General features: G+C 69.6%; 15 protein-coding genes. 1 reads left to right on the top strand and 14 read right to left on the bottom strand.

Translation table 11 applies throughout. From position 1 onward, the window contains the following. The 7 genes from VGJ14_16135 to hisD form a co-directional block, all read right to left on the bottom strand. Window positions 1–941 (bottom strand): DUF222 domain-containing protein (locus VGJ14_16135; GenBank protein ID HEY2833960.1); only part of this gene is annotated, 941 nt, incomplete at its 3' end. 86 nt (window positions 942–1,027) lie between these two features. Beyond that, entirely contained in the window at window positions 1,028–1,861 is an 834-nt protein-coding gene (locus VGJ14_16130) for a L,D-transpeptidase (protein HEY2833959.1), read from the bottom strand. Window positions 1,862–1,929: 68 nt separating this feature from the next. After that, window positions 1,930–2,265, bottom strand: coding sequence for a hypothetical protein (locus VGJ14_16125; GenBank protein HEY2833958.1), 336 nt, complete (start codon window positions 2,263–2,265; stop codon window positions 1,930–1,932). 13 nt (window positions 2,266–2,278) lie between these two features. Further along, window positions 2,279–2,914, bottom strand: a complete 636-nt coding sequence (gene hisH / locus VGJ14_16120) for an imidazole glycerol phosphate synthase subunit HisH (GenBank protein ID HEY2833957.1) — start codon at window positions 2,912–2,914, stop codon at window positions 2,279–2,281. Between the two features lie 67 nt (window positions 2,915–2,981). Further along, window positions 2,982–3,572, bottom strand: a complete 591-nt coding sequence (gene hisB / locus VGJ14_16115; GenBank protein HEY2833956.1) for an imidazoleglycerol-phosphate dehydratase HisB — start codon at window positions 3,570–3,572, stop codon at window positions 2,982–2,984. A gap of 4 nt (window positions 3,573–3,576) precedes the next feature. Then, the gene (locus VGJ14_16110; GenBank protein HEY2833955.1) at window positions 3,577–4,680 is read right to left on the bottom strand and encodes a histidinol-phosphate transaminase; all 1,104 of its coding nucleotides are present in this window, start codon (window positions 4,678–4,680) and stop codon (window positions 3,577–3,579) included. Then, window positions 4,680–5,990 carry a histidinol dehydrogenase gene (gene hisD, locus VGJ14_16105; GenBank protein HEY2833954.1) on the bottom strand — a complete coding sequence of 437 codons (1,311 nt, stop codon included), beginning with the start codon at window positions 5,988–5,990 and terminating at the stop codon, window positions 4,680–4,682. The genes VGJ14_16110 and hisD overlap by 1 nt, the downstream gene beginning before the upstream one ends. A 133-nt stretch (window positions 5,991–6,123) precedes the next feature. On the opposite strand from hisD, the gene VGJ14_16100 reads away from it, so the two are divergent. Further along, entirely contained in the window at window positions 6,124–6,789 is a 666-nt protein-coding gene (locus tag VGJ14_16100; GenBank protein ID HEY2833953.1) for an LON peptidase substrate-binding domain-containing protein, read from the top strand. Here VGJ14_16100 and VGJ14_16095 read toward each other — a convergent pair. The 7 genes from VGJ14_16095 to VGJ14_16065 form a co-directional block, all read right to left on the bottom strand. After that, window positions 6,685–7,311, bottom strand: a complete 627-nt coding sequence (locus VGJ14_16095; GenBank protein ID HEY2833952.1) for a hypothetical protein — start codon at window positions 7,309–7,311, stop codon at window positions 6,685–6,687. The two genes, VGJ14_16100 and VGJ14_16095, sit on opposite strands and share 105 nt — an antisense overlap. 76 nt (window positions 7,312–7,387) lie before the next feature. Next, window positions 7,388–7,522, bottom strand: a complete 135-nt coding sequence (locus tag VGJ14_16090) for a hypothetical protein (GenBank protein HEY2833951.1) — start codon at window positions 7,520–7,522, stop codon at window positions 7,388–7,390. Window positions 7,523–7,745: 223 nt separating this feature from the next. Continuing rightward, complete coding sequence (dnaE, locus tag VGJ14_16085; protein ID HEY2833950.1) at window positions 7,746–11,306, bottom strand: DNA polymerase III subunit alpha; 3,561 nt, start codon at window positions 11,304–11,306, stop codon at window positions 7,746–7,748. A 198-nt stretch (window positions 11,307–11,504) separates the two neighbouring features. Continuing rightward, window positions 11,505–12,137, bottom strand: coding sequence for a DUF2461 domain-containing protein (locus VGJ14_16080; protein ID HEY2833949.1), 633 nt, complete (start codon window positions 12,135–12,137; stop codon window positions 11,505–11,507). Between the two features lie 19 nt (window positions 12,138–12,156). Next, a complete protein-coding gene (locus VGJ14_16075; protein ID HEY2833948.1) occupies window positions 12,157–13,101 on the bottom strand; it encodes an RluA family pseudouridine synthase in 945 nt (314 codons plus the stop codon). An 18-nt stretch (window positions 13,102–13,119) separates the two neighbouring features. Next, the gene (lspA, locus tag VGJ14_16070; GenBank protein ID HEY2833947.1) at window positions 13,120–13,671 is read right to left on the bottom strand and encodes a signal peptidase II; all 552 of its coding nucleotides are present in this window, start codon (window positions 13,669–13,671) and stop codon (window positions 13,120–13,122) included. A 136-nt stretch (window positions 13,672–13,807) separates the two neighbouring features. Next, window positions 13,808–14,596: TraR/DksA family transcriptional regulator (locus VGJ14_16065; protein ID HEY2833946.1), on the bottom strand; the 789-nt coding region annotated here is incomplete at its 5' end.

Below are 14,596 nucleotides of genomic sequence, written 5' to 3'. Positions count from 1 at the left end.
AGGGGCACGCCGTTGCCGTCGATGCGCACCGGGGTGATCTTCGCGTCGCAGGCGATGCGTTTGATCGCCGCCGCGGTCAGGTCCTCTCCCGAACCGGTGACGCCGAGGCCGCGGGCGGTGCGCATGTTCTCCTCGCCGATGACCACCAGCAGGTGCGCGCGGTTGCCGCGGTTTTTCGGTAGCTGGTCACCGCGTAACGCGAGACCGACCAGGTCGCTGATGGCATCGGCGCGGCGCTGGGAGGGTAGCCGCGGGTCCGCCTCACCGTTCTGGGCGGGTCGGGGTGCGGCCAACGGGTCGAGGGCGGCCTTGAGCGTGGCCATCATCTCGTCGGTGTCGCGCCAGTTGAACGTCTGGGTCCCGTCCCCGTGGTTGCGGAAGTGCGCGGCCCGCTTGTGCTTGGCCTCGCGCTCGCGTTCCAGGGTGCCGTCGGGGTCGATCACCTCGTGCATCTTCTTGCCCAACCCACGCAACCCGTCGGCATCCAGCACGCGGGACTGCGCCAGCAGGAACGCCTCGGCGCGCCGGCGCTGCTCGTGGGTGGCGCAATCGGGCAGTCCGTCGATCAGGGTGGCGATCACCGCGGCCTGATCCTCCTCGACCAGTCCCTCGGCGAAGGCCGCGGCGGTGTCCCGGTAGCGGTTGGTCAACGCCTCCGCGACCCGCACCCGGCGTTTGGCCTCACCCGGGGTGAGCCGCAACAATCCGCCCAGCCAGTTCTGCGGTGAGGTCGCGGCGTGGCGATCCGGGATCGAGCGTTGTCGCGCCTCGGTGAGCAGATCCAACCCGAGGAACTGCAACTGGGCGAGCGCGAGGTGTTGGCGGCGGATCAGATCCACCACGTCGTGCTCGTGCAACTGCCACAGGTTCTCGAAGGTCTTGCGGACCTCGCACAGCGCGGACTCCAACTCCGCGAATGCCTGCACCGGCCCGGTGTCCATGAGACGAACCTACGCGCGACCACCGACAGTTTCGGCCCTGCCGGTGGACCCGTACTTCCCATTCAGGTAAAGAATCTGATGATCAATCAGTGCTTGCCGACATCGCCCTTCACCCACGTCGCCCACGGGATGTTCCAGTCGTCGTAGCGATTCGCCACGGCCTGGTCGTCCCGCGACGACCCGTGCACGATCACCGGGTCGCCGACCATGCTGTGCTGCCAGATCCACTTGGCGTCGTTGGTGTGCAACCCGACGCAGCCGTGGGTGGTGTTGTGCTTGCCGATCTTCTTGTGAGTCCACGGGGCGTCGTGCACGAACTCGCCGCTCTGCGTGATGCGGATGGCGTATTTCGAGTACAGCGAGTACTGCTCGGGCGCGTTGATCGAGCCCGGCGTCCAGTGCTTGGCGCCGACCCGCTCCATCATCACCTCGGTGCCGTTGCGGGTCTCCCAACCGTCCTTGCCGGTACTCGCCCGGAAGCGCTTGATCGGCACGCCGTCGCGCAACACCACCATGCGGTGGTGGCGGGCGTCCACCCGGATCTCCTGATCCCGCCCGACAGTAAACGCGGACACCGGCGCCCCCGGCCCGGTGCGCAGCGCCACACGGGTACCGGCCGCCCAGAAATGCTCCGGTCGGTAATCGAGGTGCTGGTCGTCGAGCCAATACCAGGCGCCGCGTACCGACGGTGTCGTCGTGACCTGCAGCGAGGACTGCACCGCGGCCCGATCGGCGACCGGTTGCGCGAAAGTGACCGCCAGTGGCTGCGCAACGCCCACGGTGGCACCGTTCGCGGGCGCCACGGTGAACGCCGGCCGGACCAGCGGCGGCCCGGTCGCCGCGGACACCGTGCCCACCGGTCCGGCGAGGAGCGACGCACACAGCGCGGTGACGAGAACAGGGATGCGGAATCGTTTCATACGCCCAGAACTACCCACCGTCACTTTCCATCAACAGTCTGCAACGAACGTTCACTCGATCGGGTGAATCACCGGCTGCGGCGGTCGAAAGCGAGGGTCAGCACCACGGGCAGCACGAAGGCGCTGAACAACAGCAGGCCCAAACTGGCCCGGACGCTGTGCAGGACCATCCAGCCCAGCAGTTGAGCGAGCGCGAACAGCCCGAGCACGATCAGGTTCTCCGTGCGCCGGCGCTGAGCCAACACGCTGTCCGGACGCGGTCGACGGGACGGCAGCAGCGACCGCAGCCGATCCCGCCACGCCCGCCGCCGGACCGCCCGAGCGACCTCCTTGGCTCGCTGCGCGGCCCGCGCCGCCGCCTCGGCCTCGCGCTGGGCGCGCCGGACGGCGCGTTCCTTGGCCATGACTGATGCTCCGTCAGTTCAACGTGCGGAGCCAGTTCTCCAACAGCGCCGCGCCCGCGTCCCCGGACTTCTCCGGATGGAACTGGGTGGCGCACAAGGTCCCGTCCTCCACCGCGGCCACGAACGGCTCACCGTGGGTGGCCCGGGTGACCAGCGGCGCGCCGGCCGGCCCGGCTGCCCCCCGCGTCCACTCCCGCGCGGCATAGGAGTGCACGAAGTAGAAGCGGGCGTCACCGATCCCCTTGAACAACACGGTGTCCTCGGGCACGTCCACGGTGTTCCAGCCCATGTGCGGCAGCACCGGTGCGGTCAGCCGTTCCACCACGCCCGGCCACTGCGCGCAGCCCTCGGTGGTCACCCCGTGCTCCACGCCACGCTCGAACAGCACCTGCATGCCCACGCAGATGCCCAGCACCGGACGCGCTGCGCCCAGCCGTTCGCGGATGATCTCGGGTCCGCTCACGTCACGCAGGCCGACCATGCACGCCGCGTACGCCCCGACACCGGGCACCACCAGAGCGTCGGCGCCCTCCGCTGCCGCGCGGTCCGCGGTCACCTCGACCTGCGCCCCTACCCGCTCCAAGGCTCGCTGTGCGGAGCGCAGGTTGCCCGACCCGTAGTCGAGCACCACCACCTTGGGCGCCGTCACCCCTCCACCCCCGTTGTGTCCGAAGAACAGTGTCCGGGCACCCACAGTTCTTCGGACGCAACGAGGGTCACAGCGTGCCCTTGGTGGACGGCACGCCGCTTTCCCGCGGATCGATGGCCACCGCCTCGCGCAGCGCTCGGGCCACGCCCTTGAACTGCGCCTCGGCGATGTGGTGCGCAATCCGCCCGCGCAGCACGTCCACGTGCAGGGTGATCTGCGCGGCGTTGACGAAGGATTCCCACACGTGCCGGGTCAGCTTGGTGTCGTACTCCCCGATCATCGGGGCCTGCCCGTCGGGCTCGGTGTGCACCAGATACGGCCGCCCCGAGAGATCCACCGCGACCCGCACCAAGGTTTCGTCCAACGGAACCAGCGAATCCGCGAATCGACGCACCCCGGCCTTGTCGCCCAGCGCCTGGCGGAATGCGGTGCCCAGCGCGATCGCGGTGTCCTCGACGGTGTGGTGGGAGTCGATGTGCAGATCGCCCTCGGTCTTCACGGTGAGGTCGAACAGGCCGTGCTTGCCCAACTGGGAGAGCATGTGGTCGTAGAAGCCGAGGCCGGTAGCGATGTCCAGCTTGCCGCTGCCGTCCAAATCGACCTCGACCAGAACGGAGGACTCCTTGGTCACCCGCTCCACCCGACCGGTGCGTGACATCGCGTCAGCTTCCTTCCTGGACGAATAAATCCGGGCTCTGCTTGCGGACGGCGCGCAAGGCCTCGAGGAACGTCTCGTTCTCCTCCGGGGTGCCGGCGGTCACCCGCAACCAGCCAGGCAATCCGACATCCCGAATCAGCACACCGCGATCGAGCACCGCACGCCAGACCGCTGCGGCGTCCGTGAGCCCGCCGAACAACACGAAGTTGGCGTCCGAGGGCACCACCACGCAACCCTGCGCGGCGAGCTCGGCGACCAACCGGTCCCGCTCCTCGCGCAGTTGCGCGACCGTGCGCAGCAGATCCACCTGATGGCGCAACGCGACCCGCGCCGCGGCCTGGGTCAACTCGGAGAGGTGATAGGGCAGTCGCACCAAGGCAAGACACTGCACCACCTCTGGGTGGGCGGCCAGATACCCGACCCGCAACCCGGCCATGGCGAACGCCTTGGACATCGTTCGCGAGACCACCAGGCGCTTGCGGCCCGCCAGGATGCTGAGCGCGTTGGGTACGCCGTCTCGGGCGAACTCCGCGTACGCCTCGTCCACCACCACCATGCCCGGCGCGGCGTCGTAGACCGCCTCGATCACCTCGAGTGGCAGCGCAGTACCGGTGGGATTGTTCGGCGAGGTCAGGAACACCACGTCCGGCCGGTGCTCGGCGACCTGCGCGAGCGCGTGGTCAACGTCCAGAGTGAAGTCGGCCTCGCGGTAGCCGTTGATCCACTCGGTCTGCGTGGCCAGTGAGATCAGCCGGTGCATGGAGTAGGACGGCTCGAAACCCAACGCCGTGCGACCGGCCCCAGCAAAGGCCATCAACATCTGCTGGATGATTTCGTTGGAGCCATTGGCCGCCCAGAGGCAGTCCCCGCTGAGGCCGTAACCGAGATACTCGGCCAGATCGAACCGCAGCGCCTCGGCGTTTCGGTCCGGATAGCGGTTCAGCGACAGCGCCACCTCCTGCACCGCCGCGGCCAGATCCGCGGCCAGCGCCACCGACGGCCCGAACGGGTTCTCGTTGGTGTTCAGCCGCACCGCGACGTCGAGCTGCGGCGCCCCGTACGCGGACAGCCCGCGCAGGTCGTCCCGCAACGGCAGATCGGTGTCCATCAATCCTCGCGGGGGACTCGAACGCGCACGGCATTGATGTGCGCCAGCAGGTGCTCCGCTCCGCCGAGCGCGTCAATGTGCCCGGCCACCTCGCGCAACGCGTCCTCGCCGTACTCCACCAGGTGCACGCTGCGCAGGAACGAGTGCACGGACAGCCCGCCGCTGTGCCGCGCGGTGCCGCCGGTGGGCAGCACGTGGTTGGACCCGGCCAGGTAGTCCCCCAGGCTCACCGGCGCCCACGGCCCGATGAAGATCGCACCCGCGTTGCGCACCTTGCGGGCCATCGCCGCCGCGTCCGCGGTGAGGATCTCCAGGTGCTCGGCGGCCCATTCGTCGACCACCGCCAATCCGGCGTCCAGATCGGCGACCAACACCAGCGCGGAGGAGTTGGCCAACGCCGAGTTCACCTGGGTCTGGTTCAGCGAGACCCCGCGCTGCCGGTCGACCTCGACCTGCACCGCGTCCACCAACGCCGCGCTCGGCGTGACCAACAGGCATGCGGCGTTCTCGTCGTGCTCGGCCTGCGAGATCAGGTCCGCAGCGACGTACACCGGGTCCGCACCCGCGTCGGCCAGGATGGCGATCTCGGTCGGGCCGGCCTCGGCGTCGATGCCGATGATGCCCTTGAGCAGCCGCTTGGCCGCGGCCACGTAGACGTTGCCCGGCCCGGTGACCAGGTCGACCCGCTCACACTCCTCGGTGCCGTGCGCGAACATCGCAATGGCCTGCGCGCCGCCGGCGGCGTAGACCTCTGCCACGCCGAGCAGCGCACACGCGGCCAGCACCACCGGGTGCGGCCAGCCGTCGTTGTCCACCTGCGGCGGGGAGCTGACCGCGAGTGATTCCACCCCGGCCACCTGCGCCGGGACCACGTTCATCACCACGCTGGACGGGTAGGCGACCACGCCGCCGGGCACGTAGAGCCCGACCCGGCGCACGGGCACCCAGCGCTCGGTGACCACCCCGCCCGGGCTGACGTCGATCACCGCGTCCGGGTGGCGCTGCGCGGAGTGCACAATCCGCGCTCGCCGGGCGGCCTCTTCCAGCGCTTCGCGGACCGCCGGGTCCAGATCGACCAGCGCCTTGTCCAGCACCTCGGCCGGCACCCGCGTACTCGCCGGCCGCACCCCGTCGAAGCGCTCGGCGTAGTCCAGCACCGCGGCCACGCCGCGGGCCCGCACGTCGTCGCAGATCGGCCGTACCGCCTCCAGCGTGGTCGCCACGTCGGCCGCGGCCCGGGGCAGCAGCTCACGCGGGACGTCGGCGGGCCCGTGAAGGGCGTATCCGCGCAGGTCGAGGACGGGAATCACCCCTCGAGTCTACGGCGGCGCCCGGATTGGCCCCCTCATTTAGCTGTCCGGCCATGAGCGTCGGTTCGGCGCCGGCGCCGCGTCGAGCATTCGGCCGACCCGCGCGTTCTCCTCCGGCTCTAGGCTCGGGCCCGTGACCGAGCGGCTACCGCTGTTCCCGCTGAGCACCGTGCTGTATCCGGGGTTGCAGCTGCCGCTGCACATCTTCGAGGAGCGCTACCGGCAGTTGGTCGGTGACCTGACCGGCGGCGCCGAGCAGCCCGCGGCGTTCGGCGTGATCGCCATCTCCAGCGGCCGGGAGGCCGGACAGGCGCAGCCCGGGCTGTACGACGTGGGCTGCACCGCCACCCTGCGTCACGTCGAGGCACTGCCCGACGGCCGCTTCGACATCCTCACCACCGGCACCCGGCGCTTCCGGTTGCACGAGGTGGACGCGTCCGGGATGTACCTGGTCGGCGAGGTCACCTATCTCGACGAGGAGCCCGGCGAGGACGCGGCGGCGCTGGCCCGGGCCACCACCGCCGCCTACCTGGACTACGTCGACCGAATGCTCAGCTCGGCAGGCCAGGCTCCGCGCACCAATCAGGAGCTGCCCACCGACCCGCTGTTGTTGTCCTATCTGGTGGCCGCGGCGATGGTGCTGGATCTGCGCGACAAACAGCAGTTGCTTTCCGAGCCGAACGCCGCCACCCGGCTACGAGCCGAGCTCGCTCTGCTGCGTCGCGAACGGCAGCTCCTCACCCATCTCCCGTCCCTCCCCGGCACCGACCTCATCGGCCGCGGGCAGAGCCTCAACTGAGCGTTCGCTCGCCCGTTCCAGGCCGGCGATCAGGCAGACGTAGGCGAGCAGCACCCCCACCGGCCAGCTGAGCAGCAGACTGTGCGCCTGCAGCACGATCGCCGCGTGCACGCTGGCGCCGTCCGGGGTGCCGGCGGCGGCCTGCGCGATGGGCGGCGGGGAGAACTCCACCCCGACGTGCCGGGCGATCATCGCCGCCACGAACGCGGCCACAGTCAGTCCGATCATGGCCGGCAACGCCTTGCGGTAGCGCCAGTAAGCCAAACCGCCACTGAGCACCCCGACCGCCAGCCCGATGATCAAGAACCAGAGATCGGCATTGATGAACTCGGAGGTGTCCTGGTTCTTCAGGTAGATCGCGCCGCCGAGATTGATGTAGGTCGGCGCGGGCGCCACCCACTCCCAGAGCATCCCGACGTAGGGCGCGAGCAGCAGGGTGAGCAGCGCGGGGATTGCCGCGCTGAGCGCGGCGGTGAGGATTCTGGGACCACGACGACGATCGGTCCTGGTCCGGGTGCCCACGCTCCTAGTCCACCACGACACGGACGCCGCACCGAATCGGGGCACGCGTTCGGATGATCCCGATCGGCCGCTCGCCTCAGCGGGCGATGTCCCGCACCGTGCTGGTCTTGGCGTCCGGGGTGTGGTCGGTGGAGCCGACGCCGGTGGCCAGCCCCGCGCCCGCGAACAGCGCCGCGAGGACAACCGCGGCGGCACACGCCGCGAGCACCATCCTCGATCGCTGGGCACGCGCCCCCACCATCCGCACCCCGCACCTCCAGCGGCACCGACCCCGGGTACTCCCTGACAACGACAAGGGTGCAACCGCGTGGGCCGGCCACGCCAGAGCCGGAGCCGCGGACCATCCGGTCGTCGGCTGAATCCGTACGTTCGGCTGACCTGCGAAAGTCATGGAGCGGCTCCTACCGTCGCCACTCATTGCAGGGTCCCGCGATTCAACCGAGGCAGGACGAGCCGAGCAGCGCTTTCAAATCACCCATGAGTGCGGGCGAGGCGGTCACCCGGGGGCCCTTCTCCAGCCGCATCACGGTGGTCCGCGCCCGGGCCTGCAGGTGCAGATGCACCTCGGTCGGGCCGGGGTGTGCGGCGAGTACCTCGCGCAGCCGTTCCACCAACGGCGGGGTGCAGCGCACCGCGGGCAGGTGCACGGCGACCGGGCCGGAGGCGCTGCGCGAGACGTCCGGCAGGGACAACTCGGAACCGACGATGCGGGGCACGTCCTCCCGCCGGTCCAATCGGCCCTTGACCGCGACCACGGTGTCCTCGGCCAGCAGCGGCCCGACCACCCCATAGACCGCGGGGAAGAACATGCACTCGATCGCCCCGCCGAGGTCCTCGACGGTGGCGATCGCCCACTGGTTGCCCTGCTTGGTCATCTTGCGGGCCACCCCGGTGACCAGTCCGGCCACGGTGATCATCGACCCCTCGGCGCGGTCCTCCGCGTCGGCCAACGCCGCGATCGAGCAGTCCGCCACCGCGGCCAGCACGTGCTCGATGCCCTGCAACGGATGGTCGGAGACGTAGAGCCCGAGCATCTCCCGCTCGTGCGCGAGCAACATGGACTTGTCCCACTCGGCGGTGGGGATCTCCACGTCGAACATGGTCTCCGCGCCCGGGCCCGCGTCGTCGCCAGTGCCCATTGAGTGCGGGCCGAACAATGAGTCCTGGCCGATCGCCTCGTTGCGCTTCACGTCGATGATCGCGTCGATAGCCCGCTCGTGGACCTGCAGCAAACCCCGGCGGGTGTGCCCGAGGGAATCGAAGGCGCCGCCCTTGATCAGCGACTCGATGGTCTTCTTGTTGCACACGGTGGCGGGCACCTTGCGCAGGAAGTCCTGGAAATCGGTGAACGCGCCCTGCTCCGCGCGCGCGGCAACGATGCCCGCGACCACCCCGGTGCCCACGTTGCGCACCGCGGACAGCCCGAACACGATGTCCTGCCCGCGTGGGGTGAAGTTGGCGTCGGAGGCGTTGACGTCCGGCGGGAACACCTTGATGCCCATGCGGCGGCACTCGTTGAGGTAGAGCGCAGACTTGTCCTTGTCGTCGCGCACGCTGGTGAGCAACGCCGCCATGTACTCGGCGGGGTGATTGGCCTTGAGATACGCGGTCCAGTAGGACACCAGGCCGTAGCCGGCGGTGTGTGCCTTGTTGAACGCATAGTCGGAAAACGGGACCAGGATGTCCCAGAGCGTCATGATCGCGCCCTCGGAGTACCCGTTGGCCCTCATCCCCCCGGAGAACGGGATGTACTCCTTGTCCAGGATCTCCTTCTTCTTTTTGCCCATCGCCCGGCGCAGCAGGTCCGCGGCCCCCAGGGAGTACCCGGCCAGCTGCTGCGCGATGGCCATGACCTGTTCCTGGTAGACGATCAGGCCGTAGGTGTCGCCGAGGATGTCGGCCAGCGGTTCGGCGAGCTCCGGGTGGATCGGCTCGACCGGCTTGCGGCCGTTCTTGCGGTCGGCGTAGTCGTTGTGCGCGTTGGCGCCCATCGGGCCCGGCCGGTACAGCGCGAGCACCGCGGAAACGTCCTCGAAGCTATCCGGGGCCAGCGAACGCAGCAGGGAGCGCATCGGACCGCCGTCGAGCTGGAAGACGCCGAGCGTGTCGCCCCGGGCCAGCAGCTCGTAGGCCTTACGGTCCGTCAGTTTCAGGGTCTCCAGCACCAACGGCCGGCCGCCGTTGAGCGTGATGTTGTACAGGCAGTCGTCGAGCACGGTGAGGTTGCGCAGGCCCAGGAAGTCCATCTTCAGCAGGCCGAGCGACTCGCAGGCACCCATGTCGAACTGGGTGATGATCGCGCCGTCCTGCTCGCGTCGCTGGATCGGGATCACATCGAGCAGTGGCTCGGCGGACAGGATCACGCCCGCGGCGTGCACCCCCCATTGGCGCTTGAGGCCCTCCAGGCCCTTGGCGGTGTCGACCACCTTCTTCACATCGGGGTCCGACTCGTACAACGCCCGGAACTCACCGGCCTCGCCGTACCGAGAGTTCTTCGGGTCGAAGATCCCGGACAGCGGGATGTCCTTGCCCATCACCGCGGGCGGCATCGCCTTGGTGATGCGCTCGCCCATCGCGAACGGGTAGCCAAGCACCCGGGAGGCGTCCTTGATCGCCGCCTTGGCCTTGATGGTGCCGTAGGTGATGATCTGCGCGACGCGTTCCTCGCCGTACTTCTCGGTGGCGTAGCGGATCATGTCGCCGCGCCGGCGCTCGTCGAAGTCCATGTCGATGTCGGGCATCGAGATGCGCTCGGGGTTGAGGAACCGCTCGAAGATCAGGCCGTGCTCCAGCGGGTCCAGCTCGGTGATGCCCAGCGCGTAGGCGATCAGCGCCCCGGCCGCGGACCCACGGCCGGGCCCGACCCGGATGCCGTTGTCCTTGGCGTACTGCACGAGGTCCGCGGTCACCAGGAAGTACCCCGGGAACCCCATCTTGATGATCATGTCGGTCTCGTAGGAGGCCTGCTTGCGGTGCGTCTCGGACACCCCGCCGGGGAACCGGGTGGCCAGCCCGCGGGCCACCTCCTTGCGCAGCCAGGTCTCCTCGGTCTCGGAGTCCGGGACCGGGAAACGGGGCATCAGATTCCTGCTGGAGAAGGACATCTGGCAGCGTTCGGCGATCAGCAGGGTGTTGTCGCACGCCTCGCGCAGCCCGTACTGGTCCTGCCAGAGCCCGCGCATCTCCGCCGGGCTCTTCAGGTAGAAGTCACTGGCGTCGAACTTGAACCGGTTCGGGTCGGCCAGCGTCTTGCCGGACTGCACGCACAGCAGCACCTCGTGCGCGGAGGCGTCCTCGGCGGCGGCGTAGTGCAGGTCGTTGGTCGCGACCAGCGGCAGATTGAGGTCCTTGGCCAGCCGCATCAGCCCGTCGTGGGCGCGCTTCTCGATGCCGATGCCGTGGTCCATCAGCTCGCAGAAGAAGTTCTCCGCACCGAAGATGTCCCGGAAGTCCGACGCCGCCTGCTTGGCCTTGGCGTAGTCCCCGATGCGCAGCCAGGTCTGGATCTCCCCGGACGGACATCCGGTGGTGGCGATCAGGCCCTTGCCGTACTCCTCGAGCAGTTCCCGGTCCGCGCGCGGCTTGTAGAAGAACCCCTCCAGGCTGGCCCGGGAGGACAGCCGGAACAGGTTGTGCATCGACTTGTTGTCGGTGGCCAGCAGCGTCATGTGGGTGTAGGACCCGGACCCGGAAACGTCGTCCTCGCCACCGTCGGCCCAGCGCACCCTGGTGCGCTCGCCCCGGTGCGTGCCGGGGGTGAGGTAGGCCTCCATGCCGATGATGGGTTTGATGCCCGCCGCGTTGGCCTTCTTCACGAAATCGTAGGCGCCGAACACGTTGCCGTGGTCGGTCATGGCCAGCGCAGGCATGCCCATCTGCTCGCAGCCGCGGAACAGATCGTCCAGCCGGGCCGCGCCGTCGAGCATCGAGTACTCGGTGTGCACGTGCAGGTGCACGAAGGAGTCGCTACGTCCGTTGCCGGTCGGGGTCCCCAACGTGCACCCCTCCCGCCGTTCCATCGCCCCGGACACGCCCGGGACTGGGCCGAACACTAACCGCCGGTTCCGACAATTTTGTCCCCGGCCGGCTCCGTCCAGGCCGGCCCGGCGCGTCGCACCGGCGATCTTGATCCGGGTTGTGACGGGTGTGGCACAAGGGCCAGATCAGGCGTGGCGGGCGCCGCGGTGGGGCCCTCAGTCCGGTCCGACGTGCTTGTCCAGCCACGACGTGAGCGGCTGGAGGTTCCGCCACATCTTGGCGATCTCGGTCTTGACCTTGGCCGTGTGCAGCCAGTCCGGGCAGCCGACATCGCGGTGCGAGGTGAGCGTCTTGTGCCGCAGCAGGTCCGCGCGCGGATGCTCCCTGTCGAACCCCTTGGGCACCCGGGTCAGCTGCTCGCCGCCGATCTCGAAGCCCTTCTTGGTCATCGCGGCGACGGCCTTCTCCAGCGCCTCGCCGGGCAGCTCGGTGTCGATGGCCCGGCGCAGTCGCGCGACCTGCGCGGGCGAGGTGCGCCAATACCCCGCGGCTACGAACAGGCCGGCCGCAGAGATGTGGAAGTAGGTCTTGGCCTGGTCGAACCAGACGCCCTGGTGGGTCTTGTACGGGGTCTTGTCGGCGCTGAACCGGACGTCGCGGTAGGGCCGGAAGTACTTGCCGGGCCCGAACTCGTCGGCCAACGCGCCGGCCAACTCCTCAATGGGCGCCCGCACGGACTCGTCATAGACGGCCTTGTGCGCGGTCCAGAACGACTTGGAGTTGTCGACCTCGAGGTCCTCGTAGAAGTCCAGTGCGGCGGCGGGAATGCCGCTGAACGACGTGGGCATGGCCGAACCTTATGCCCCCTCAGCTATGGCCCACCGCGGCCAGGGCATGCGCGAGATCCGCCGGGTACTCGCTGGTGAACGACACCCACTGGCCGGTGTCCGGGTGCTCGAAGGACAACGAGACGGCGTGCAACCACTGCCGGGTCAGGCCCAGCCGGGCGGACAGCGTCGGGTCGGCCCCGTAGGTGGCGTCACCCACGCACGGGTGGCGCAACGCAGCCATGTGCACCCGGATCTGGTGGGTGCGCCCGGTCTCCAACTTGATGCTGAGCAGGCTGGCGTGTGGGAACGCCTCGAGGGTGTCGTAGTGGGTGACGCTGGGCCGCCCGCCCTGCTGCTCGGAGACCACCGCCCACTTGTAGTCGTGCACCGGGTGCCGGCCGATCGGGGCGTCGACGGTTCCCCGGCTCGGGTCGGGATGGCCCTGCACCAGCGCGTGGTAGATCTTCTCCACGGTGCGCTCCCGGAACGCCCGCTTGAGCAGCGTGTACGCACGTTCGGACTTGGCCACCACCATCAGCCCGCTGGTGCCCACGTCGAGCCGGTGCACGATGCCCTGCCGCTCCGCGGCCCCGCCGGTGGAGACGCGGTAACCGGCGCCGGCCAGCCCGCCGATCACCGTGGGGCCGGTCCAGCCGGGGCTGGGATGGGCGGCCACCCCGACGGGCTTGTCCACGACCACGATGTGTTCGTCGTCGTGCACGATCGTCAGGCCCTCGACGGTCTCCGCGACGACCTCGGCCGTGGGCTGCTCGTCGACGGGCAGTTCCACCTCCAGCCAGCCACCGGCGGCCAACCGATCGGACTTGCCCATCTGGGCGCCATCCATCGCCACCCGACCGGCGGTGGCCAGGTCCGCGGCGCGGGAGCGGCTCAGTCCGAACAGCCGAGCCAGGGCGACGTCCACCCGCTCGCCGTCCAGCCCGTCGGGCACCGGCAGCGCACGCAATTCTCCCCCGGCCACGCCAGGGAGGCTAATCACTCAGCGGCGGCGGTGGCGACCCGAGATCGGGACGTTGCGCAGCGCCAGCAGGACGATCAGCAGCCCCGCAAGGCAGATGTAGGCGTCGGCCAGGTTGAAGATCGGCCAGCCCGGGATGTCCACGAAGTCCACCACGTGCCCGCGCAGCGGGCCCGGCGCGCGGGACAGCCGGTCGCTGAGGTTGCCCAGCGAACCGCCCAGCAGGAGCCCCAGGGCCACTGCCCAGCGCAGGCTGTCCAACCGCCGCGCAGTACGCAACACGGCCCCGATGACCACCGCGGTGATGAGTGTGAACAGCACCGTGGCGCCCACGCCCAGACCGAACGCGGCGCCGGGGTTGCGGATCAACCGCAGGGTGATCCTGGTGTGCCGGATCCGGACCGGGTCGTCCTCGGTGAGCAGGGCCACCGCGAGAAATTTGGTGAGCACGTCGCTGAGGTAGACGAAGACCGCGACGGAGAACAGCACGACGATGCGCGGAATGCGGGCGGACCGGGTCCGCTCGGGCTGGCGCGCGGTGTGTACCGACACCAAGCGGGGGGCTGCCGTCAACGGCCGCAGCGTTGCGGGGGGAGGTTCGGCCGCGGCGAGGTCACTCACTGCGACAGGTTCTCACCTCTTCCCCAATGCCGAATGTCCGAATTGTCACGAAACGGTAAACGGCTGCTACGGAGGCCACAATGCGTAGTCAGCGACGCTCCTGTCGCTGTTTGCAGGACATGCAGAGGGTGGCCCGGGGGAACGCCTGCAGGCGCTCCTTGCCGATCGGGTTGCCGCAGGATTCGCACTGGCCGTAGCTGCCGTCGTCGAGCCGGGCCAACGCCCGCTCGTCCTGCTGGAGCATGTCCATGGCGTTGTTTGCCAGCGACATCTCGTGCTCGCGCTCGAAGGTCTTGGTGCCCGCGTCGACCTGGTCCTCGCCGGAACCGTCGCCGTAGTCGCGCAGCAGTGATTCCCGTTCGTTGCGGGCCGCGGCGATCTCTGTGCGCAGCCGTTCCATGTCCGCGGACAGTTCCGCGCGCAGCGCCCGCACCTCGGCTGCGGTCCACTTCTCGGCGCGGGGGGCCGGCGGCGTGGGCGGGGCGACCGGCTTGCTTGCCGGCGCGCTCGGCCGGCTGGGCGCGCGCGGGGCGGGGGCTTTGGTGGCCGGAGCCGTCCGGGCGGGGGCCTTGGCGGTGGGCGCTCTCTTGGTGGCCGGAGCCGCCTTCTTGGCAGGGGTAGCGGCGGCCTTCGTGGCGGGTGCCACGGTGGCCTTCTTGGCGGGAGCGGCCTTCTTGGCGGGTGCCGCGGCCTTCTTGGCGGGTGCCGCGGCCCTCGTCGCGGGCGCGGCCTTCTTCGCCGGAGCTGCCTTCTTAGTAGGCGGCGCGGCGACCTTCTTCGCGGGGGTCGTTGCCTTCCTGGCGGGGGGCGCGGCCTTCTTCGCAGGCGCGGCCTTCTTCGCAGGCGCGGCCTTCTTCGCAGGCGCGGCCTTCTTCGC

It is taken from the genome of Sporichthyaceae bacterium, from assembly GCA_036493475.1.
Lineage (GTDB): Bacteria > Actinomycetota > Actinomycetes > Sporichthyales > Sporichthyaceae > DASQPJ01.
This window is presented reverse-complemented; position numbering and strand designations above follow the sequence as displayed.

Excerpts from the sequence above, each read along its gene's own strand:
- VGJ14_16110 (HEY2833955.1), bottom strand. The coding sequence starts at position 4,680 with ATGGACACCGATCTGCCGTTGCGGGACGACCTGCGCGGGCTGTCCGCG.
- VGJ14_16080 (HEY2833949.1), bottom strand. The coding sequence starts at position 12,137 with ATGCCCACGTCGTTCAGCGGCATTCCCGCCGCCGCACTGGACTTCTAC.
- VGJ14_16125 (HEY2833958.1), bottom strand. The coding sequence starts at position 2,265 with ATGGCCAAGGAACGCGCCGTCCGGCGCGCCCAGCGCGAGGCCGAGGCG.
- VGJ14_16130 (HEY2833959.1), bottom strand. The coding sequence starts at position 1,861 with ATGAAACGATTCCGCATCCCTGTTCTCGTCACCGCGCTGTGTGCGTCG.
- hisB (HEY2833956.1), bottom strand. The coding sequence starts at position 3,572 with ATGTCACGCACCGGTCGGGTGGAGCGGGTGACCAAGGAGTCCTCCGTT.
- VGJ14_16090 (HEY2833951.1), bottom strand. The coding sequence starts at position 7,522 with ATGGTGCTCGCGGCGTGTGCCGCCGCGGTTGTCCTCGCGGCGCTGTTC.